The sequence below is a fragment of the Hyalangium versicolor genome (genome assembly GCF_020103695.1).
GTDB lineage: Bacteria > Myxococcota > Myxococcia > Myxococcales > Myxococcaceae > Hyalangium > Hyalangium versicolor.
Genome location: NZ_JAHXBF010000002.1, coordinates 1 through 21,607, shown reverse-complemented (window position 1 = coordinate 21,607; position 21,607 = coordinate 1). Strand labels below are relative to the sequence as shown.

Below are 21,607 nucleotides of genomic sequence, written 5' to 3'. Positions count from 1 at the left end.
ATGGCTCCGAGCTGGAAGCATCGATCAGGAGCGCCCATGCAAGCCAAGAGCATTGAAGAGGTGATCTCTCAGCTGGAGGTCATCATCGAGGAGTGCATCTCCAACCGGAGCCGCCTGGGATACTTCGCGGCGCTGTACAACCGGGTGACCCAGTCCGTGCGAGAAGGCATCCGCCAGGGAGAGTTCCTCGACGGGCCTCGGATGGAGCGGTTGGATGTGATGTTCGCCAACCGCTACCTGACCGCCTACAGCCAGTACAAGGCGGGCGAGCTGCCCAGCCGCTCGTGGTTGAAGGCCTTCGAGGCGGCGGGGAACCCGGATCTCGTGGTGCTCCAGCACCTGCTCATCGGGATGAACGCCCACATCAACCTGGATCTGGCCGTTGCGGCGGCGCGGACCTCACCGGGGAATCAGTTGGCGCCGCTCGAGCCCGACTTCAACCGCATCAACACGGTGCTCGCCGCGCTGACGCCGCTGGTCGAGCAGGAGATCGATCAGGAGTCTCCCGTCTTCCGATGGCTGACGAAGATTGCTCCCTCGCTGGAGCTCAAGGCGGTGGGCTTCGCCATGGACGAGGCGCGCGAGGCCGCCTGGCACTTCGCGAACAAGCTGGCGTTCCTTACGGCGGAGCAGCAGGTGTCCGCCATGGCCTCGCGCGACATGGAGGTGGCCATCCTGGGAGATCTCGTCCTGGCCCGGAACCCGCTCTTCCAGTTCATCCACTCGGATGAGAGCACGGATGTCGCGGAGAACATCCGCATCCTGGCGAAGGGCGAGTTCAAGATCGCCGTGCCGACGGAGGCCGTGCCCGTGGCAAAGGTGGGGTGAGGTCCCCGCTGGAACTGCAGGCCTACGTCCTCATCTCCGGGCGGCGCCGCATGAGCATCCACCCGAGTCCCACGAGGAGCAGGGACACGCCGCTGCTGCTCCCCGTGCTGCTGCAGCCTTCCTTCACCTCGTCGGGATCCTTCACGGCGCCGGGATCATCGGTCCCATCCCCCGGTGCGCCGATCCCCGAATCCGAGCGGTCCTTCACGTGGATGACGACCTTCTTCTGGGCCTCCAGGGAGCCGTCGCTGACCTTCACCTCGAGGGAGAAGTCCGTGTCCTGGCTCACCGTGAGCGGGGTGGTGGTGAGCAGGAAGGTGCGCGAGGTTGCTGACTGCTCGCTGACGGTCGCGAAGTCCGGTGCCTGGACGATCGACCACGTCAGCGCTTGCTGCTCGGGGTCCGCGCCCGTGAAGACGATCTGCGTGGTTTCGCCCTCGTTCAGGGTGAGCTCGGTGACATCGGCGCTCAGGGTCGGCAGCTGGTTGGTGGATGGAGTCACCCGCGCGAACGCTCCCAGATCATACGCGCCCGTGCCCCGGGCCACGCCGGCGTAGTCAAAGTCCACCACGCCCCTCAGGTTGACGCCCGCGCCCACGGCCGGAGAGGTGGCCTGGAGGTGGAAGTCCCCATTCGCCGCCGCTGGATTCACGAAGCCCGCCTCGCTCAGCTTGGTGGTGAGCAGGTTGTGGGTCCCGAGCGACTGGACACAGGCCGTGGAGTTACCATTTGCGGCGTAGACGGTGGGGGCGCCCGCTACGATGTTGTTGACGAAGGTGACCACGTCCAGGTTGTTACAGAAGAAGTACAGCCCCTGGTACGTCGAGCTCGCCAGCGTGTTGTTGTCGAAGATGATCTCCGGGATGGATGCGTCCATGTTCGCATCGCTGTTGCGCAGGAACATCGCGCCCCATCTCCCGCCGACGATCACGTTGTTGGTGATGGTGGAGCCGCCCGTTCCCTGGAAGATGATGCCCTGCGTGCGATAGGGCTGGGCCGCTTCGATCCAGTTCGAGTCGATGAACCCCTTGGTCCCCGGGTTCACGGTGATGCCGCCCGAGTGGCTCTCGTCCTGGTTGAGCCCGTAGTTCTTGACCACGTTGTGCTGGACGGTCATTCCCTGCGTCGCCGCGCCGATCTGGATGCCGTCGTTGCCGATGTTCTCCACCCGGTTGTTGATCACCTCGAGGCCGATCACCTCGGCCTCCCATTGCCGAGGGTTGCTGCCACAGTCGAAGCCGGGGGTGTAGCCGGTGGCGGTGACCCAGCCGTAGTGCGAGGGGCCGATGTACATGCCCTCGTACTTGGTGTCGTGGACGTAGGTGTCGTGGATCTTCGTGTTGTACTGAGCCCAGGTGCCGCGGCTCCACTTCCCATCGCACTGCGGGTAGGTGCGGAAGGCGATGCCCACGCCGCCGTTGCCATTGCCGCGCACCTCGACGTGGTCGATCTCGACGTCGGAGGTTCCCTCCCGGAGATCCAGATGGGCCTGGTTGCCGCCCGAGGTCCCCGCCACGATGCCGTAGGTGTGAGCGGAGCTCCCCGTGCCGGTGATCTTCAGGTAGCGGCTCCCGCCGCCCACGTAGAACGGACTGCCCGAGGTGGAGTTGAAGACCGCCTGCCCGCCGCAGTTGGTGATCACCGCGGGCTTCGCGGCCGAAGCGACGATCTGATACAGGCCAATTCCCGTGTAGGAGCCGGCCTTGATACAGAGCGTCTTCCCCTCGTAATACGTGGCGGATTGGTTGCGCCCATCGAGCCAGATGGAGCCCGCGCCATTGCCGAGGATCTCCGAGCACCCGGCTTGAGTCGTACAGGCGCGGTCCGCGAGTTCAGCAGGTTGAGTGAGTACGGAGGAGGGTTGCTCCTGCTCGCTACCGCCGCATGCGAGCAGAAGGCCTGTCACGAGCCACGCTGCCGTCGAACCTGGGAGATCGTTTCGAGCCATGCGTGCATAAGGCACCAAACGCTTCTAGGAATCGATTGGGTAAAACCCGCATTACGCGGCTAATGCAGAATTCCAGGCCACCACTTCTCGATACAACCGTTCATGCCGTTCTCAAGAAGGTGAGCGAGTGGCTGCTGTTGGAGGATGGTGCCATCCGCGCCGAGCACCAGTGGATCACTCGCGCACGCACCAGGCTCGGTCTCGAAGGTCATCACTCCGCACGAGGTTCCATCCGGCGCGAGCACCTCCACCTGCTGGGTGCAGACGGGCGCGGAGGGCGTGGGCGGCAGGAGCGCATACGCTCGGCCCCCACGGACGATCTCGAGTCGGCCCCTGCGCTGGGCCAGCCAGTCCGGTGGAGCGCTGGCTGAGGAAACGCCACTCGCGAAGCTGCGGGTCCACATGCCATCGAGTTGCAGCACCAGCCCACCTCCGATGAGCGGAGTCAGCGCGCGAGACATCGAAGCCGAGCCCAGCGAAGGAACCTGGGCCTGGAAGATGGGCGTCAGGGGAGCGCCCTGCGCATCGAGCCACCGGCCCGCGGTCGTGCCCGCGCCGAAGAAGGCATCCCCGTTCCACAGCACCAGCGCCCGTCCCTGGACATCGGTGCCCACGACGACTGCGAGCTGTTCCTGCGCTCCCAGGAGCCAGGTAGCGACCGTCACGGCCGCGAAGCGCGTCTGTCCCGTACCGTCGAACCGCTGCACCTTCAGCTCGCGCTGGCGCTCGTCCAGCTCACCCGAGGTGGGACGCACCCAGGCCACGACAGTGCCTCCAGCGGGATCGGCGGCATCGTGGAATTCCGCTCCATCGCAGCCGGAGTAGTTCCCGAGCCCCACGGTGGTGAGGCTCTGCCCCATTCCGTCAAAGGCCTCGAACTCGATGCCGCTGGTGGCTCCCCCACAGATGAGGCTCACCGTCTGGAACCCATGGGCCTGAGGCCAGAGGTCCGGTGTCGGCCTGCTGATGAAGCTGTTGAGCGGGCTCCACTCCGGGCTCCGCACATACCAACGGTACGTCCCATACCCGGCGTACCCGGCCGCGTATGCCAGGTTGCCGGCTCCATCCATGGCTGGGTGTAGCTCACAGGAGTCGTTGAACCCCGTGACGATGTCCCGGCTCACCGGAGAGACAGGCGCTGGGAGCAGGTCCTCGCATGAGAAAGGACCGGGCTCTGGCTCGGGCTTGGAGGGAGGTTCGGGAGGAGCAGGGATTTGGGGCTCACCCGGCAGCGCCGGTGGAGGAGACTGTTCGGAATCACCACAAGCAAGTCCCAGCCCCAGGACTCCTGCCACCGCCGCCACGGCCCACGTTCGCATCCGCCCGACCCCTTCGCGCCACCCGCCCAAAGGTGGGGCAGGCTCAGCGGAGGGGCAAGCCTGACGTGCCGATATGGGACGAGTCGTCAGCTCCCAGAAAGCTCTTTGTCGTGCCACCGCTCAGGAGCGCTCAGTCGCTCGATCAGGAACTTCGATTCGAGTCGTGCCGCGCGTGCCAGCCGCTCCATTTCTTCTTGTGGATGGATGATGCGAGTCCACGCCTGATCCAGCAGAGGAGTCGGCGGTACGGGCTCGCCTTTGACAAGGGACTCGTACCGCTGCAGGTCGCGACGGATCAGCGTCAGGTGTTTGTCGAGATAGACCGCGTCCAAGAGGGGGAAGGTGCTTTCGACGGCATGCAGCCGTCGGCGAAGCCTCTCGGCCTTGCGGTCGATCGCGGCTCGAGAGGGCTGGACCCGGTGCACCCAGTCCGGATCTCCCATGAGCCACTGGCCATATCTGGCCACATGTCCCGCCAACTCACCGCCGAGCCAACGGCTACCCTGGCTCTCCTTGGTTGTCACGAAGACGAGATCCAGCCCTTGACCGAGTTGGCTGGAACCGGAGCCGATGCACAGCAGGTCGAAGTCCGAGCCTTCGCGAGCCACCCCTGCGGCGCGCGAGCCAAAGAGGATGATCTGTCGGCAGTGGCTCGACAGTTCCTTCCAGGACAGGCCCCTGGATACCAGGAGCGCATCCAGGAGGCCGACCCAGTGCTCATGCTCCTTCTTCGTCATCGTCGGGCTCTGGCTCGTCGAACTCTATCGACGTGTGGAGTTTCTTCAGACCGTCGAAGAGCAAGTCCCGGTCCTTTGTGTTCACCTCGTCGACAGGTGCCTCCACCACGGTGCCATCATAACGTTCGATGCTGGCTCTTTCGAGCAAGCGGCTGGCCGCCTTGGCGGTTCTGGGGGAGACCCAATTCTCGCTGGACAGGTAGGCCAGGAGGGCATCCAGCGGAACAGCCCCATCCTTGAGCTTGTCGGGTAGATCCTGGAAGAAGGGCCTGAGTGACGAGGCCACGGCGTCCAGAACCGGTTCGATCTGCTCCGGCTCATCAAGGGCTTTGACGGCGGAGATCGCCTTCATCAGCGCCTTCAGCGCCTTGCTCCGCTCAAGCATGAGCCTCGTCCTTTTCTTCCCAGACGGAAGGAGGGGTGTTGAGCGCCCAATCGACGAACTGGGGTGTCTGAATCACGGCTCGCAGGAGGGCGACCTTCCAGTGGTGCACGCCATAGAGCTCTTTCTCCTGTGAGAGCTGGTCCTTCAAGATTTCGGTGATCTTGGCCTGCTTGAGCCACTTCCTGTGCGCGTAGATCGAGAGGTGGTGTTCGCTCAAGCGCCCTGGGGCAACGCGCGCGTATTTCGCGAGCAGCTTCAGTTCCGTGATGTGGCGTTCGAGCAATGGGTAGAACAGCTGGCTGCGAGCCTGGCCCATTTCGAGGCGGAAGATCGCGCGAGGGAGATGGCTCATGTCGAGCTCCGCGAAGAGAACCTCCCTGTCCTCCTCGACGGGATCATCATAGAGGTGGATGTACAGGCGTTCCCCCTGCGCGTTCTTCCATCGATCCCCTCGGTCCCGATTGCAGTCCGCGCAGCAGGGGATCAGGTTGCGGAGGTGGACGGAGAACTCCGGGTACTTTTTTTTGGGCAGATAGTGGTCGTAGGTCTCCGGCGGACTCACGCAGCAGTACTGGCACGTCGCCTTCAGCAAGTCCGTCTGATTGCTCCAGATCGCATCCTTGAGAAGAGATAGCGGAATCGTCTCTCCCTCGTAGCAGTGGAGGAGCACTTGACGCTCCTCGGGGGTTACCTGCAGCGGCGCGAGCGACTCCAGGGCAGGGCAGACACGGTCGTAGCTTCCGTAGGCTCCACCGATACGCGGCTGGAGCGCCCGGAGTTGCCCGTCCCGCGGTGGGTCCTTGGCCGCAGCGATGGCGCTGAAGTGCTGGAGCGATGGAGCCGTGCAGGGCTTAAGGTTTCTCATCACCCGGGGCTCCTTGCTCCGCGGCCATCGCGTGCAGCGCCATGCGCGCGTTGAGGCTCAGCTTCTTGCCGAGCACGGCGGTCACTCGATCCCGGGTCCCTTCCTTGTCCAGGAGGACGCGCAGGATCCGGAAGTAGTTCTTGTGCTGCTCATCCATCCGGAAGGCGGTGTTGACGATCTCCGTGAGGCTCTCGCCGAAGGACTCGCTGGGGTAGCGGGAGATGATGGGGACCCTGCCATCACGCTCCAGGATCCGGATGTCCCTCGCGGGGATCTCCTGGAGCACGATGGCCGAGTGGGTCGCCACGATCGCATAGGAGCGGAACTTCCGGAGCAGGCTGTGGAGCAGCCGCATCATGCTGGAGAGCATCTGGGGATGCAGGTGGCTCTCCGGCTCGTCGAAGAGCAGGATGGAACCCTTGCGGATGCTCGCGAGCAGCTTGGCGAGGATCAACAGGAAGAGCTTCTGGCCCGAGCTTTGTCTCTGAAGCCACCCCTCCGGCAGCTCGAAAGGAAGTTGAACGATGGGCTCTGGCTCGGAGAACTCCTTGAGGATCCCGGACTCCTCCAGCAACTCGGCCCATTGCTGCTCGCGCTGCTGCTGACGGATGCTTGAGAGCGCTGTGGCGAATGACTTCATCGCCGAATCCATGTCGATGCGGCCGTCCTTGTCTCGCAGTCCGCAATAGGTGTAGTTGACGCCATCCTCCCGGTAGCTCGGGCGCTTGAACATGTCGAAGGCGCTGTACGAGATGGCGATGACCTGGCTCACCAGGGGACGCGTAGCGCCCAGGTTGGGGACCTCCTTCTCGTTGAGCCCACTGAGGGCATACGCCAGGATCCCCATGAGGTTGGTCTTGCCAGTCCCGTTCCGTCCGACCAGCGCGACGATCCGTCCCAGCCACTCCGTCTCCTGGAATTCAATCTCCAGCCTGTGCGGAGTATCGAAGCCTTCGAGGACTCTCGTGTACGTGAACGAGGGTGGAGGGACGGCTTCGGGGGCGTGACCGAACAGGGCACCGGCTGTTCGCAAGACCCAGAGGGCCGAGGAGCCGCGCAAGAGCGAGCGCGTGTAGCCAAGGTCCTGCTGGAACTCTGAGCGGAGCGCAGGGTTGAAGACGACGTCTCGGAGGCCTGTGAGGATGTCCTGGGCAATCTCCGGCCCCAGCTTCTGGATGTGCTCGTAGAACTCCAGGCTCTGCCCCAGACTGCAGAAGGAGTCACCGAGTTGAGTGAAGGTGCTGGGCAACTCGGTCCGTTGCTGTCCGCGTTGAAGGATCTTCAACGCGCCCAGCTCGAGTTCCTGGCCGACATTCGAGACATAGTAGGCCGTGAAGCTGGTCGTGTGCCCCAGATCGTTCCAGGGGCGCCCACGCTCCAGCACCACACATGGATATCCCGCGCGTGGCGCGAGGTCCTTCCACTGTTCGCTCTCGAAGTGCATCGCGGTCCATGCCGGAGGAATCCGGCAAGGATACTCAGCGCTCGGCGGTCTTGCCCAGGGGAGGACCCTTGACCACCACCTTGCGCGAGAAGGCCTGATCCACCCGGCCCAGGAACTCCCGGAACGCCGTGTAGTCGTCCACCTTGACGCGCGGGGAAGTCATCGCCACCTCGCCCTCGGCGATGAGCTTGTCTCCCTCCTGGCGGTACGTGAGCCGCACCCGGCCCCAGTCCTTCTTCTCCTCCATCGTCGGAGGCAGCTCCGCCACCGTGTAGCCCGGCGGCAGCGTGTAGCGCAGGACGAAGTTGTTCATCCACGGGCCCTGCATCACCAGGTCGAACCGGCGCTCCACCAGCGTGGCGTACGCCTGCTGGTACGTGCGGCCCGTGCCGAACGGCAGGAAGCGCAGCGCCCCGTTCGGCAGCACCTCCGAGTAGCGCGGAATGGACATGCGGAAGTCCACCTGCACGTCCTGGTCGAGCAGCGTGGTGTCGTTGAGCTTCACCTCGTTCACCGTGAGGCCCGGGAAGCTCTGCGCCCACGCGCGCTCGAACGTCGACTTGCGCGAAGAGGCCGTGCGGTAGGCCCGGCGATACTCGGGCGCCGTCTGCCCCGTCACCGTGCTGGCCCCCGTCACCTCCGCCGAGCCGTCCGGCTTGAGCGTCACGTCCATCGTCAGCTTCGTCAGGTTGTCTTCGGACTTCGCCTCGGGCGTGACGAGGAAGTTGCTGGTGCCGTCCGGCTCGACGATGAGCACGTTGGCCCGGTGGTCCGCGCTGGGCAGCTCGCGCGCGTTGTGGAACTCGGCCGTGCCATCCAGGTAGAGCTGGTACTTGGGCACGTAGACGATGGCGTGGTTGAAGGCCGCCAGGCTCGCCACGTCCTCCGTCAGGTTGCCCAGGTTGCGCATGCGCAACAGCACCATCCGGCTGTCCACGCCCGCCAGCTTCAGCATCGCGTGGATGAGGCTCGCCTTGTCCTTACAATCTCCGAAGCGCCGGGCGAGGATCCTGTCCACCCGGTACGGCTTGTACCCGTGGATGCCGAACTCCAGCGCCACATAGCGCGTGTTCGTCACCACGAAGTTGTACACGGCCCGGATGACGGCCATGTCGTCCTTGCGGTCCACGCCCTTGAGCACCTGCTCCACCGTCTGCCGCAGCTCGTCGTTGGGCGTGAGCTGATCCCTCACCAGGCCCCACCAGTAGTGGCTCACCTGGTTCCACGTCTTGTACGTGGACACGTGCAGCGGCGGAGCCACTTCCGCCCAGCCCGGCATGCCCGGCTCGGGCACCACCTTGGGCACGCTCTTGGCCGCCCACCGATAGATGGTCCGCCCGCCGTCCATCTCCTCCTGCGTACCCTTCACCCCCGCCAGCTTCGCGGCGTTCGAGTACAGGAGCCGCTCCTTCGGCATGTCCACCACGTACTGGAAGAGCACCTTCGGGTAGATGCCCTGGATGTTCTCCACCATGCCGAAGTAGTCCGAGAGCAGGTTGTCCTGCGCCGTGTCCTCGATGCGGTACTGGAGCTCCAGCACGTCCCCCGGCGCCAGCGCGGGGAAGTTCAGCATCTTCGCGCGGGCGTCGTAGTACATGCCCGTCCACGGCTCGTTGATGTTGCGCTCGCTGTCGCCGTAGCTGTCGACGATGGAGCCGTCCGGCTTGGTGACGCGGGCGCGCATGATGTGCACTTCCTGCCGGTCCGGCGAGTACGCCACCGGCTGCGTGCGGAAGTCCTCCACGCCGCGCTGGTTGAGCACCTTCACCACCAACTGGTGCTGCTCGCTGGTCAGCCCGTTCTTCTGCACGCGCACGTAGGTGCTGTCCACCAGGTACACCGCGTCCTCGGTGGGGTAGGCATCGCCCTCCTTGAAGTACGGCGCCGCATCCACCAGGAAGCGCTGGCCGGAGGTGCCGGACTCGCCCTTGAGGGTGCGCACCGCCTCCTTGAGGGAGGGGTTCTGCGGACGCAGCGCCAGCGAGCGCTCCATGGCGGCCATGGCCTCGTCACGGCGGCCCGCGGCCAGCAGCGCACGGCCCTCGCGCTCATACACCTCGGGCTCGTCCGGCGAGAGCGCCCGGGCCTCGGCGAAGTTCGCCACCGCGCCCTCCAACTGCCCGTTGGCCGCGCGCAGCTCGCCCAGCCGTACGCGGGACTCATTGTCGAAGGGATTCAGGGTGAGCTGCGTGGTGTACTCGCGCACGGCCGCCTCTACCTGTCCCAGGTCCGCCAGCGACGCGGCCAGCGAGCGGCGGCTGGGCGAATCGTCGTAGCGCAGAGCCAGTGCCACGCGCAGCCGATCCAGCACTTCCTGGTTGCGCTCCAGCCTACGCGAGGCCGCGGCGGCGGCGCGCACCACCTTGGGCAGGCGGGGCAGCCGGCGGAACGTCTCCTCCACCATGAGCTGGGCGCGGGCGCTCTCGCCCAGCGCCTCATAGGCCCGGGCCAGCGTCAGCCACGCCGAGCCGTACTCGGGCGTCTTCTTCACCACCGGCTCGAGCAGCGGAGGTACGCGCTCCGGATGGCCGCGATCTAGCTCGTGTTCGGCCAGCTCCACGCGCGCCGAGCCCGAGTCCGGATCCGCCTTGATCGCGGCCTCCAGGAACTGGCGCCTCACGTTCTGGTCCTCGTGCTGGTTGGCGGCGGCCAGCAACTGCAGGCTCGCGTCGTTGGGCGCCGCCTTCGCCGCACGCTCGGACTCCACCGCGGCGGTGTGCTCGCGCTCGTCATACGCGCGGAAGAAGGAGAGCACGGTGACGTACTCGCCGCGCAGCGTGGCATCGTCCGGCTTCTTCGCCACCAACTCGCGCATCGCGGAAGTCACGGTGGGCAGCGCCTGGGGAGACGGGGCGGCGCCGCGCTCCAGGGCCGGCGGCGTTCCGGGGAGCGCCACCTTGGCCGGGCCGCGTCCATTCAGGGGCTCCTGGCGCAGGTAGAAGCCCAGCGGTCCGGTCTCCTGGCACACCTTGAGGAGCACCCGGTTGAGCCCCTTGCGCAGCTTCACCGACACGCGAGACTGGTCCGGCCGCGGCAGGTTGTAGCGATCCTCGCGCGTGGCGAGCTGGCCGTTCAGCCACAGGCGGAACGCGCCGGAGGTGCCCACGCCGAGCGCCACCTGCATGTCCGCGGGCGCCTCCAGCCACGTGAGCGCGTAGGCCACGGATTCCTTGTTGGGGCGCACCGCGGAGGCCAGGTCCACGTACCCATCCGTGGACGTCACGGCCAGCTTGCGCCAGGACACCTCGCGGCCCTTGGCGCCCGCGAACTTCGCGGTGAAGTCCACCGTGGCCGCCTCGGGGCCGAAGTCGGTGTCACACCCGCTCTTGCCCTCGTTCTCGAAACCGCCCACGACATAGTAGTCGTTGATGAAGCCCAGCGAGCGGTTCACCTCGGCGGCGCGCACCGTGCGGCCGCGGGCGCGCTCCAGGTCCATCAGCAGCATCGTCGCCGTGGCGCGCGTGCCGGGATCAGCGCTGCGCTTGCTGGCCACCTGTGCGTAGGTGGACACCAGCGGGGTGACGTCTTCCAGGTCCTCCACCTTTCCATGCAGGCGGATGAGGTAGGCGGCGCCCCGAGGCGAGTTGGCCAGCTCGAGGGCTTTCTCCGAGAGTTCCTGTGCGGCCTCGGCGGTGGGGTCCGGGGTTTTCGCGGAGACCAGCAGCGGGCTGGTGAGCACGAAGACTGCGGCGAGCCATGTGAAACGCGACATCCGTCGTATCCCTCGTCCTTCGATAGGGTGGGACCCCTGGTAGGGGGGTGACGCCGGTGAACAGGCGCCATGAGGCGCGCCTTCCCCTGCATGCGGCCTCGGACGGCAGTCAAGCAACCGAAAACGCCAGCGAGCGTGAAAAACACGTCGCCCCAGGACACTCCTCTCCGAGAAGGAGGGGCGTCAGCCGTGGCGTGAGGGCGGGCCCGCCCGCCTGCCGTGGGGGGAGGGGAGCGAGCTAGACGGGGCGGAGGTTCCGGTCGCTCGGCGGGCTCGGAGACAGCTCCGCGCAGGCGGCGAACTCCTCTGCGGCCAGCAATTCGGAGGAGGAGAGAATGCGGTCCACGTCCAGCAGGAGGACGAGCCCCTCTCCATGGCGGCCCATGCCGGCGATGAAAGAGTCCATGGGGCTGGTGGTGCCGAAGGAGGGCGCGGCCACCACGTCTCGCGAGCTGAGGTGCACCTGGTTGCCCACCACGTCGGCCGTCAGTCCCAGGAGCATGGGCTGGCCGTCGCGCTGGACTTCGACGACGAACACGACGGTGCGCGCGGCGGTGGAGCGGAAGGCCTGGCCCAGCCGCGGGCCGAGATCGACCACGGGGACCGGCTTGCTGTTCACGGCGATGGCGCCGCGCATGAAGCGGGGCGCGGCGGCCACGTGGATGACGGCCGAGTCCAGGAGCACCTCGCGGACGCAACTCTCCGGCACCGCGTAGTGCTCGCCGCCCAGAAGAAATGTGGAGTACAGCTCGGCCTGCCCCGGCACCAGCGCCAGCGTCATAAAAGGTCACCCCCGCGGAAAATGACCGACTCACACGCAGTGAGGCTGTGAAAATACTATGCCCCAAAACCTTAGGAAACAAGTGAAACCTACATGGTGGTGAAGATCAGACAAAGGAGGGAGAGCCGAGATAGGGAAATGTGAGTTCTTCCTTGCTCATTTTTTTGGCTCGTTCCGGCGGGTCCGCGATGACCCAAACGAGGCGTAAAAGGCCATTCACGAAACTGCGGATCCAGCGCTGGGGAGGTAACCAGACGAGGGCTGTACTTGGCCGCTCCCTGAGGCCCTAGTCCTTGTCGCCCTTGCCTCTGGCGAGACTCACGATGCCAGCGACCTGTTCCGCACAGTGAAGAAGGGTATGGACGCCCACCCAAAAGTAGGTGGTGGCGACCTTGAGCGCGATGAACCACTTCGGTCGTCGGACCTTCGCCATTCGGTGGATCAGCTCCACCGCGTCGCCAATCTCCTCGTTAGCGATGCGCTTGGGAACCACCATAGAGAGGAGATCGAGGAAGTACGTAGCTCGCTCAACCGTCCGTGACCCTGCGAACCTTTTCACCTTCGGTCGCCGCGCCTTCCCAGGTTTGAGCAACATGGCAGCAACCGTCCCAAGCGCCTTACCCAAGATATAGGCGCGATGGTAACTAGGTGGTGCGGTCTTCGGATCGATCTGCGCAGCTTTCTCAAGGGCCTTCTGCCAAAGTTTCTGCACGCCTCTGTGAATCATTGCGGCAATGACAGGGGTTCCAGCACCCAGTGCGACCTCCAACCCGGTGTCCCAATTCATCCGAATACCCCCGCCGGCTGCAGGAGCCCAAGGACTGCGGTGCGCTGCTCAGTGGCCACCCGGCGCCCCTCGCCCGTGAGCTCGTAGTACCGCCGCGGACGCCCACCGCGCTCAGGCATGGCCTCCCCGTCGAAGCTGCGTAGGAGGCCCTCTCGCTCCATGGCCTTGAGTGTGGGGTAGACGCTCCCCTCGTTGAGTACAATAGCGTTCTTGGTCCGCTCCCGGACCTTCTCGATGATCTCGAGCCCGTAGCTCTTCCCGCTCATGAGGACGGCCAGAATGGCCGTCTTCGCTGTGACCGGACTTTCCATGCACGGGACAGTAACCTCAAACTCTGAGGATGCAACTTAGAATTTTGAGGAAACGTCCAGTGCGCTACGCCGACCGCCCCTTCAGGAGGGGCTTGAGGAGCTGAGCCGCATCCACCTCGAGCCCCTCGCAGAGCCGAGCCAGGGTGGTGAGGGTGAGGTTCACCTCGGAGTTCTCCACGCGCTGAAGCACGCGCGTTGTCATGCCGCAGCGGTGGGCGGCCTCTTCCTGAGTCCACCCCTTCTCGCTGCGCAGGCGCCGCACGGCCTCCGCCAACCGGGCCTGGAGCTCCCGGTAGGTGGCGGTCTCGTACTGCTCGGCCCGCTCGGGCTTGCGTCGTCTCTCGGCCTTGGGCCGCGGCATCTTGCGGCTGACCGTAGAAACGCCTACAACCGGTGCCCACGTCGCTAGAGACGTGTCCTATAAGACGTGCGAGCGGAGGGCACGCATGGCGCTGGTGAAGTGCAGGCGGTGCGGAACCAACATGCTGAGCGACGCGGCCACCTGCCCCGGGTGCGGAGCGCCGGTGGCCCGCGGCATGTCCACGAAGAAGGTGCTGCTCCTCGTCTTCGGCGGACTGGGCATGTGCCTGGTCGGCACGTGCCTACTCGGTGTTGTCGGCATGGCCCTGAAGAAGGGCGGCTCCGCTCAAGCCCCCGCCGGCCCCGTCAAGTACATGATGATCGGCTCGCTGCTCTCCGAGTACCGGGACAACGAGCTCCGTGCAAACCCCTCCCCAGTTGAGGAGGGTGTGCAGCCACGTGAATGGCGATAAGCCGCATATACTCGGCTGCCCTCAAGGCCAGCGCCTGACAGCCAGGACCCCCCACTCCCGCGGCAGGCGGGCCTCGCCGGGCTTCGAGCCCTGGTTCTTGATGGTGAGCCCCGTCAAGTCGCCAAGGACGAAGCACACCGGAACGCGGCGCCCATCCGGCAGGAGGGCCTCGGTGTAGCGGCCCAGAACCGCCCCCTGCCCCTCTTTCGTGAGGCCCTCCGTCCAGAGCTGACCGTATAGGAGAGTGCCGTCGGGCAAGGGGCCCGTCCACGAGTACTTCACCACCTTGCTGACGATGGGCCCTGGGCGATAGGTACCCTCCTGTTGCTCCTTACCAGGTTGGTTGATGTCGATGATGACTTGGTAGGAGTCCTGGTTGAGGAGGTGCATCTCCTCCATGCTTCGGACAGCCTCCGGAGCGCAGTCCTCCGGCAGGGGCCGCACCTGGGCCGCTGGGCAGCCAACGGTGAAGGTGGCGCACAGCCAGGCGGCAACGGCCCTCACGGGCCGAGAGTTGCTGAGGGGGGACATGAGCGAACTTCCTTTCTCGGATGATGCGGGGGAAGTCGTGGCGGGGGTGAGCCACACCTGCCACGCAACGAAGAGCGCAAGTCCAAGGAAGAGCACGCCGACTCCAGCAGCAACCCGCCAGCGCCGTTTGCTGCGGCGGGCATGCTCTTCCTCAAGGGCTGCGAGCTCGGCTTCGAACTCCTTGGCGGCGGTGGAGAGCTTCTCCAAGGCCTGCCTGTCAGAGAGTGCTTCAGCCTCCTGCTTCCGAGCCTCCTTGGCCCTCTGCTCGGACTCTTGCTGTCGGGTTTTGCGCTCCTCCAACTCCTCCGGGGTGACGGGAGCGGGCCCGTTCTCCGGGAGCACCAGCGGCACCTTCCAGCCCCGGCTCTTTCGCTCCTTGGCGGCATCCCAGAGCGCTTGGTGCAGCAACTGGGTGCTCTCGTACCGGTCCTCCGGCCGCTTCTCCAGCAACCGCATGACGATGCGGCTGAGCGACTCGGGGATATCTGGGTTGAGGTAGTGCGGAGGGTGGGGAACGAGCGTCTCGATGGCGGCGAACAGCTCCGCGGCCGGCAACTTCTTGGGGTCGAAGGGGTGGTGTTCGGTGAGCGCCTCGAACATGAACACCCCGAGCTGGTACAAGTCTCCCGCTACGCCCGCGTCGAAGTGCTCGCCCTGCTCGTTGTCGCTGCGCCGCAAGAACGCGACGCACTCGGGAGGCAGGGCGTGGGCCATGCTCGGCGGCAGTTTCTCCGTGAGGGTGGAAGAGCCCGGCAGCCACACGCTGCCCAAGTCGATGAAGTACGGCTTGTTGTCCCCTTTGCGCAGGACGATGTTGGAGCCAGTCAGGTCCCGGTGCAGCAATTGGCGCCGGTGCATCTCCATCACCCCAAGCACCACTGCCAGGAAGATGTCCACGAACTGCGCCGCCGTAGGGCGTGCGTGAGCGCGCCAGTCGTTGAAGTTCTCCCCCTCTACATACTCGGTGACGAAGTAGCGGTAACCCCTGGTGGAATGAGGCCAGCAGCCCACGGCGTACAGGCGCGGCAGGTTGGGGTGGCTGGAGTTGACCAGCAGGGCGGCGCCTTCACGAGCGGCCCGTCCATCCACCTCCTTGTCCTCTGATGCTGGGCGCAGCGCCATCTTCAGAGAGAACAGCGCCCCCTCGCACTCGACCTTGAAGGTGCGGCCGAAGCCACCGCTTCCCAACGACTCCAGGATGCGCCAGGGCCCCACCATGTGCCCCGGCTGGAGGTGATCCGGATGAAGGGCGTCGGTCGTCATGGGCTGGGCCTTCCTACATCGTCATCAGGTTGAGGGAAAGGCGACGTTGGCCGCTGGTGTCCACGAGGACCACGCTGAACGGCTTGCCTGCGGTCCAGGGTGGGGCCTCCACTTCCACAACCACCAGCCCCTCTTCACCTGGGGCCAGCTCTGCCGACTTCATCTGCACAGAGAGCACTTTCACGAGAGCTCCACTCGAGCTGGTGAGCCGCGCCTGCCCCACCACCCAGGCTGGCTGGCCAGGCAGGTTGCGCAAGCGAATGGCCACGAGCGCAGAGAACTTGCCCGCGTAGCCGATGCTCTCCGGCACCTCCAAGCCGCTGGCGTCCGCAGGAGCCACCGCCGTGGTGAACTTGATGGGCAGCATGTACTTGTTGAGCCACTCAGAGAGGACGAGGCTCGCTGGGCCGTTGCCCACGTACCGGGCCTTGAGTTCCTCCAGCTCCACCTCCTTCTGGTTGAGGGCCGCGAGCAGGGCCTCTGGGGTGTTCGCCCGCCGGTCCATCTCCACGTTCCCGTCCATCACCGTGGAGTCGGTGACGACGGCGAGGACTGCCTGGGCGGGAAGAGCCCTGTCCCTGAAGCCGACCTTCACGATGAGGCGCTCGCCCGAGCCCAAGTCCGCGAAGGGCTGCAGGGCGAGGAGGCGGTCGCCGACGTCCACCAACTTGAAGCGGGTCCGGTCCACCACGAGGCTGTCCCGGTCCAAAGGGCCGTTGAAGGCCACCGTGGTGAGGTTGCCCGCGGCCACGTACACCTCGGGGATGGGCTCGGCGGGCGTGGTGGGCAGCGCCGCGCGGCGATCCTGGCGCTGCCGGGCGGGGAGTTGGGGCTGCTGGGCGGCGGCGGTGCCCGCCACCAGCAGCGGGACGAGGAGCAGCCACGCACTGGGTAGTACCAAGGAAGTAGAACCTCCGAGGTTACAACCCTAGCAGATGTACGGCATAATGGCGCGACGCTAGCGACGTGCGGCTATGGGATTCAGGCTATCTTCCTTGCTTCCTTCCAGCGACCGCCAACGTCGGCCTGCCCCGTAGCGGGAGCGCAACCGAGTATGCGCGCCAGTTGAACCTTCGCTGACGTCGCCACCATCGGCTGTAGTGGCGCTTGCACATACCCCGCGCGTGATGCGGCTTCGAGCACCGGGGCTCCTCGCAGAGCCGCTTCTCGGCCTTCTTCACGCGGCGGGCAATCTCGTGCTCAGTCTCGCGCTGGAGGCGCTCAACCGCCGCAGATACCTGGCCCTCCACAAGTTGCTGGCCTGCTGGAGGCGCGCTGAGAAGATCCACGGCCATGTCGTGAATGAACTCCCCTGCCTTGCGCCCGACAAACGAGACGAACAGCCCACCGGCGATCATCGCGATAACGCTACCGATGGGACCCAACCGTGCGGCAATGCGAGCAAGAACTGGGAAGGCGAGGTACTCGGCTGTCGCAGCGCCAGCGTGGCCGGAGGCCTTCCGAACGAACTGAGCCCGGTTCATCTCCCCTGACGACAACCTGCTGAAGTCAATCGCCACGTCGATGGCGTGGGGCACCAGCGCCGCCGCAGCGCGGGTTCCCCGTGCAATCGAGGCAACTTCGATGGCCCTGCCTGCCGCCTTCAATGCCGTGGCGGTGTTCGCGGTGGCCAAGAGCGAAGTGACGACGGTCGTCGCCGTCACCTTCAAGACCGCCTTGCTGGTGCGCTTCCAGTCGATGGGCTGCTCGGGCTTCTCCAGCACCTGCGATGCGATGTCGATGACAGCGACGATGACGGCGGCGACCAGGCTGTCCTTCAGCGCCCGCTTCGCAGCCTCCGCGAAGCTCACTACGGGCTCCCCGGCCGACAGGCGGTCGAGGGACTTTTCAGTCTGTGCGTAGAGCTGATCTCTGGTCGGAGATTCAATCTCAACCCCATCAAAGTCGAGCACTCCGACGGCCTGCCCCTGAACAGCGTCGGAAGGGACCAGCATCACGACGCCATCGGCCTGCTTGCGCAGGGCTGCGCGAATGTACTTGTCGTCGCCGCACTTGAGCTGAAGTTCAATGTCCAATCCCGCGTGGGTGACCAGCACGTCGGCGCGTGGGTTGTTCGCGGCGGTCGAGAGCTGCGCGGACAGCTTGAAGCCGTACCTCTCGCCAGCCTCCTGAAGTTGAACAACGGTAGCGGCTTCGAACACGACGCCGCGCCCCTTCTTGGTAATCAACTCGCGCCGGGCCGCATCAAGCACGCCGCGTGTCTCGGCGGCGGTCAACTCGGCGAGTGGCCCTGTCGCCTCAAGAAGGTTCGCGCCCGCCACGAGGGCACCCGTGTGGCGCACAGCGCTCAGCGCCGCGTTCTGCGTGGACACCGTTCCAACCGAAGGGGAGCTGCCGCGCTCTTCCCGCGCGTCATCCTCGTGTGGGATTGCCATCCCAACCAGCCTACTAAGGAGGTCCGACATGGCCGGCCTGTAGGCGGAGGGAGCAGGCACCCAAGCGAGCTACATCCCGGTACCTGGGCTTCAAAAAAACGTCTCTGGCCGCGCTCTCAACTTCCCCTTCCAGGGCCCCTCAGCCGCGCTCTGGCCAGCGGAAAAATGGGTAAGGTCGAAGATGTGAGGCTCGTGCAGGCTGAGGGGAAGGGGTTCAGGTGGAGAGGCTGAAGGCCCGAGCGATGGTCAGCACCTCGAGGTGAGCGGCTCCGGCGGCATGCAGCGCGTCGGCCGCGGCCCGGGTGGTGGCCCCGGTGGTGAAGACGTCATCGATGAGGAGGAGGGACTGGCCTGCCGCGGCGGGAGAGGCGGTGAAGGCGTCGGCGACGTTGTCAGCGCGGGCTGCTTCGGAGAGGCCGACCTGGCGCTGCGTCTCCCGGGTTCGGGAGAGGAGGCCCACGGGAGCGCGTCGGCCGGTGGCCTTCGCGAGCGCGGCGGCGAGGAGTTGGGTCTGATCATACTGGCGCTCGCGGAAGCGGCGGGCGTGCAGCGGCAGCGCGACGAGCACGGCGGGAGCGTGGCGGAGGAAGGAGTGGGCCTCGTGGGCGAGCAGCTCGCCCAGGGGTTCGGCCAGCTCGGGGTGGTCCTCGTACTTGAAGCGGTGGATGGCGCGAGACACGGGCCCTTCGTGGGCGAAGGGCGCCCAGGCCCGAGCGAAGGGCGGCGGGTGGATGTGGCAGCGGGGGCAGTTGCCGGAAGGAAAGCGTCCGGGCTCGGCGCAGGTGCGGCAGCAGGCGGGCGGGACGCGCTCCACGGCGGTGTCACACGTCTCGCAGAAGAAGGCGCGCACCGGGAGCACCTGCGAGCAGGCGAGGCAGGAGGGCGGGTAGAGCAGCTCCAGGATTCCGCGAAGGAGGGAGGTATTGGAAGGTGTTGGCATGTCCCGGTGCGCATGAGCACATCGCGCGCCAACGCCCGAGCCCCCGAGAAACAGGCACTTGCGAGAGAATCCCTCGTCCCTCCGTGCACAGCCATGGACGGGAACCTACCAATCCGGACGGCACGCCAAGGGCGTGTCCGGCCACCCCTCCCTGCACCGATAGCCTTCGTCGCAGACGTTGGGCCCTTTCGGGTCGCAGCTCGGTAGGCACACCCAGACGTCGCAGACCTTCCCGGTGCTGCAAGGGGGAAGGCCTTTGCCGCACCGCTCGAGGCACTCCATCCATGCCTTCCCCGGCTGCGACGGACTCGTGAGCACCGAGCACTTGCGGTCATTGGGACAAGGCGACTGCTGGCAGTTGGGGCCATGGATGTGCGCACAGACTGAAGCGCCTTCCTCGAACCGGACGCACTGCTGATTCTGGGGACACCCTTGTGGCTCGCAGGTGGGCAGGCACAGGGGTTCAGGAACGGTGTCCGCGCAGAAAAAGCCGTCGGGGCATTCGGTGGAGTGCGCGCCTGGATGGCACGGCCTGCCGCACCAACTGTCATTCTGGCCGCCGCACACCAACCCGGACGAGCAGGCATGTTCCTTGTCTTTGGGCGCCGGGTCGCACGTTTCTCCTTCTTGCCGCACGCCAACGGGGACGCAGATACGAACCCTCAGCCCGTTCTCCTTCGTGGCGAGAGGGCGGCAGACCTGGTCTTCCAGGCACTGCTCATCCGTCATGCACTGGCTGTCCGTGCAATAGGCCTGGTTGTACCGGGCTTCGAACAAGCAGCCCAACGGAGGTTCGCACTCGCTCCCTGAGTTGCACTCACGCCGATAAGTCATCAACTGCCCTCGTTGCTCTGGAGCGAGCATGGGGCTGAGGCGCACTTCCGCTGGAGCCTGGGAGGGCACTTTCGGCCGCAACATCCCCCAGAGCAGCAGCGCGAGTGGCAGAGACAGCAGCACGGCCGCGCCGCCACCCACGAGTGTGCGCCAGTTCACGGGCGGCACTGCTTGCACTCTGGAGTGTTCTCCCTGCCGTTGCCGCAGACCTCCTCGATCCTCTCGGGCGAGCAGCGTTTGATGACAAGCTCCATCGAATCTTTGTGCGCAGCCTTGGCAACCCGGCCTTCTTTGCCGAATTCGGAGGGGCAACCGATCATCGCCATGGCTGATAGACCGAGTAGCCATGTCTGGAGCCAGCGCATGAGGTGCTCCCTTGAAGGACTTTCGACCCTACCAACGCCGACGACTTCGCGTCCACGCTCCAGCATGTGAAGAGACTTCCTGGGCCTTAGAGCGTTGCCCGCAGTTCTTCCAGGGACCCTTGTACACGTGAGAGCTCTCGCAGCAGGCTGTCCGCGGCCGGGCCGAGTTCGGTAAGGCGTCCTTCCCTGCCATGGTCTTCCAGTTGCCCCGCCGCGGTAGCTGCGGGCCCCGCCGAGAGATTCAGGAACACTCCCCTCATCGCATGCGCGGCCCGGGCCACCTCTTGCGCATCTTCGCGCCTCAGCGCCTCGTCGAGAGCGGCTCGGAGCGAGGGAAGCTGGATGATGTACAGGTCAATCACTTCCTTCATCAGGTTGACGTCTCCTTCGACGCGCCGGAGCAGGCTCGCGGAGTCCATCGCCTTCAGAGCAGGGCGCGCAGGCGTGGGCCTCGCCGCATCCGGCCCGGTCCATTGCTCGATCGCTCTCTGGAGCGGGGCGAGCCGGACCGGCTTGAAGAGGAAGCCGTCCATTCCGGCCCCCAGACATTGCTCCTCCTCTCCCTTCATGTCTCGGGAGAGCAGGGCGATGATGGGGACATGGCCCCCCCGGCGTGCCTCCTCGGCTCGAATGAGCCGGGTGGTTTCGAAGCCATCCATTCCGGCCATGCGCGCATCCAGGAACACGATGTCATAGCGAGACATCTGAAGTGCCTCGATCGCGGCGCGGCCCGTTCCCACGGAGACGGCAGGATGCCCGGTCAGCTCCAGAAGCACCGTGACGATGGGCCGCTGCAGGGCGAAATCCTCCACCACCAGGATCCGCGGGCGATGGGGCTCGACCGCTCCGGCCCCAGTCTGTGAGGGGGCTGCGAGGCGTGAAGTCTCATTCAACGTTTCACGCGGCGCTGCAACGGTTTCCCCGCGTGCTCGAGCCTTCGAGAGGATCTGGTGGAGGGCGACGACGAGCAGCCCACCCACGAGCGAGCCGACGGCAAAGGCTTCCACCCACTCTGTGGCCCCTCCCATCATCGTCAGTGTCACCCCCACTAAGGTTTGCTGCCTAACGCATTCCGCAAATGCTTGCCAGGAGACAGATTGCCACCCTCCCTGTGGCACATGACCCCACGGGTATGGGGGGTGAGTGGAGTGTAGACCGCGAGTCCACCTTGATGAGGGCGCGGGCCATGGAGAACTTGGGCGCTTCGGAAGGCAGGCGGGGAAGGGGGCACCGGGTGATGCGATGGGCGAGCCAGCGGCAAGGCCTCAGAGGGTGTTGACCTTGGGTGAGCAGGCTCAACCTGTAGTGTTTCCCCAGCAGCCAACCTAGTACAAGGCAAGTGCAGGCAGCCTGCCTGTCCCTTCTCTGGATTGTTGCTGTGTCAGGTG

19 protein-coding genes are annotated in these 21,607 nt (G+C 65.7%); 2 read left to right on the top strand and 17 right to left on the bottom strand.

Going from position 1 to position 21,607, the window contains the following annotated elements:
- Positions 1-36: 36 nt before the first annotated feature.
- Positions 37-828: a DUF5995 family protein gene (locus KY501_RS03595; protein WP_224361094.1), complete on the top strand. Its 792-nt coding sequence runs from the start codon at positions 37-39 to the stop codon at positions 826-828.
- A gap of 22 nt (positions 829-850) precedes the next feature.
- Here KY501_RS03595 and KY501_RS03590 read toward each other — a convergent pair whose 3' ends face one another.
- From KY501_RS03590 to KY501_RS03540, 11 genes are all read right to left on the bottom strand, one after another.
- Positions 851-2,776 carry a right-handed parallel beta-helix repeat-containing protein gene (locus tag KY501_RS03590; RefSeq protein WP_224361093.1) on the bottom strand — a complete coding sequence of 642 codons (1,926 nt, stop codon included), beginning with the start codon at positions 2,774-2,776 and terminating at the stop codon, positions 851-853.
- A gap of 59 nt (positions 2,777-2,835) precedes the next feature.
- On the bottom strand, positions 2,836-4,095 hold the full coding sequence (locus KY501_RS03585; RefSeq protein WP_224361092.1) for a hypothetical protein: 1,260 nt from the start codon (positions 4,093-4,095) through the stop codon (positions 2,836-2,838).
- Positions 4,096-4,181: 86 nt separating this feature from the next.
- Positions 4,182-4,832, bottom strand: coding sequence for a nucleotidyltransferase domain-containing protein (locus KY501_RS03580; protein WP_224361091.1), 651 nt, complete (start codon positions 4,830-4,832; stop codon positions 4,182-4,184).
- Positions 4,813-5,217: a hypothetical protein gene (locus KY501_RS03575; RefSeq protein WP_224361090.1), complete on the bottom strand. Its 405-nt coding sequence runs from the start codon at positions 5,215-5,217 to the stop codon at positions 4,813-4,815. Before KY501_RS03575 ends, KY501_RS03580 begins: the two co-directional genes overlap by 20 nt.
- Positions 5,210-6,082 (bottom strand): HNH endonuclease, encoded by an 873-nt coding sequence (locus KY501_RS03570; protein ID WP_224361089.1) that lies wholly within the window; start codon positions 6,080-6,082, stop codon positions 5,210-5,212. The genes KY501_RS03575 and KY501_RS03570 overlap by 8 nt, the downstream gene beginning before the upstream one ends.
- Positions 6,069-7,526, bottom strand: coding sequence for an ATP-dependent nuclease (locus tag KY501_RS03565; RefSeq protein WP_224361088.1), 1,458 nt, complete (start codon positions 7,524-7,526; stop codon positions 6,069-6,071). Before KY501_RS03565 ends, KY501_RS03570 begins: the two co-directional genes overlap by 14 nt.
- Before the next feature lie 34 nt (positions 7,527-7,560).
- Positions 7,561-11,238: a DUF3857 domain-containing protein gene (locus tag KY501_RS03560; RefSeq protein ID WP_224361087.1), complete on the bottom strand. Its 3,678-nt coding sequence runs from the start codon at positions 11,236-11,238 to the stop codon at positions 7,561-7,563.
- Between the two features lie 238 nt (positions 11,239-11,476).
- Positions 11,477-12,019: a chemotaxis protein CheW gene (locus KY501_RS03555; protein WP_224361086.1), complete on the bottom strand. Its 543-nt coding sequence runs from the start codon at positions 12,017-12,019 to the stop codon at positions 11,477-11,479.
- A gap of 286 nt (positions 12,020-12,305) precedes the next feature.
- Positions 12,306-12,806: a hypothetical protein gene (locus KY501_RS03550; RefSeq protein ID WP_224361085.1), complete on the bottom strand. Its 501-nt coding sequence runs from the start codon at positions 12,804-12,806 to the stop codon at positions 12,306-12,308.
- Entirely contained in the window at positions 12,803-13,117 is a 315-nt protein-coding gene (locus KY501_RS03545; protein ID WP_224361084.1) for a PadR family transcriptional regulator, read from the bottom strand. Before KY501_RS03545 ends, KY501_RS03550 begins: the two co-directional genes overlap by 4 nt.
- Before the next feature lie 64 nt (positions 13,118-13,181).
- A complete protein-coding gene (locus KY501_RS03540; RefSeq protein ID WP_224361083.1) occupies positions 13,182-13,478 on the bottom strand; it encodes a helix-turn-helix domain-containing protein in 297 nt (98 codons plus the stop codon).
- An 85-nt stretch (positions 13,479-13,563) separates the two neighbouring features.
- Between KY501_RS03540 and KY501_RS03535 the strand changes: the two genes are divergently transcribed.
- Positions 13,564-13,890, top strand: a complete 327-nt coding sequence (locus KY501_RS03535; RefSeq protein WP_224361082.1) for a zinc-ribbon domain-containing protein — start codon at positions 13,564-13,566, stop codon at positions 13,888-13,890.
- 21 nt (positions 13,891-13,911) lie between these two features.
- On the opposite strand, the gene KY501_RS03530 is transcribed toward KY501_RS03535, so the two are convergent.
- From KY501_RS03530 to KY501_RS03505, 6 genes are all read right to left on the bottom strand, one after another.
- Entirely contained in the window at positions 13,912-15,684 is a 1,773-nt protein-coding gene (locus KY501_RS03530) for a serine/threonine protein kinase (RefSeq protein WP_224361081.1), read from the bottom strand.
- Between the two features lie 13 nt (positions 15,685-15,697).
- The gene (locus tag KY501_RS03525) at positions 15,698-16,585 is read right to left on the bottom strand and encodes a DUF2381 family protein (protein ID WP_224361080.1); all 888 of its coding nucleotides are present in this window, start codon (positions 16,583-16,585) and stop codon (positions 15,698-15,700) included.
- Positions 16,586-16,670: 85 nt separating this feature from the next.
- The gene (locus tag KY501_RS03520; protein ID WP_224361079.1) at positions 16,671-18,110 is read right to left on the bottom strand and encodes a hypothetical protein; all 1,440 of its coding nucleotides are present in this window, start codon (positions 18,108-18,110) and stop codon (positions 16,671-16,673) included.
- 184 nt (positions 18,111-18,294) lie between these two features.
- Complete coding sequence (locus KY501_RS03515) at positions 18,295-19,020, bottom strand: double zinc ribbon domain-containing protein (protein WP_224361078.1); 726 nt, start codon at positions 19,018-19,020, stop codon at positions 18,295-18,297.
- A gap of 989 nt (positions 19,021-20,009) precedes the next feature.
- A complete protein-coding gene (locus tag KY501_RS03510; RefSeq protein WP_224361077.1) occupies positions 20,010-20,219 on the bottom strand; it encodes a hypothetical protein in 210 nt (69 codons plus the stop codon).
- A gap of 86 nt (positions 20,220-20,305) precedes the next feature.
- Complete coding sequence (locus KY501_RS03505; protein ID WP_309242944.1) at positions 20,306-21,031, bottom strand: response regulator; 726 nt, start codon at positions 21,029-21,031, stop codon at positions 20,306-20,308.
- Positions 21,032-21,607: the final 576 nt, after the last annotated feature.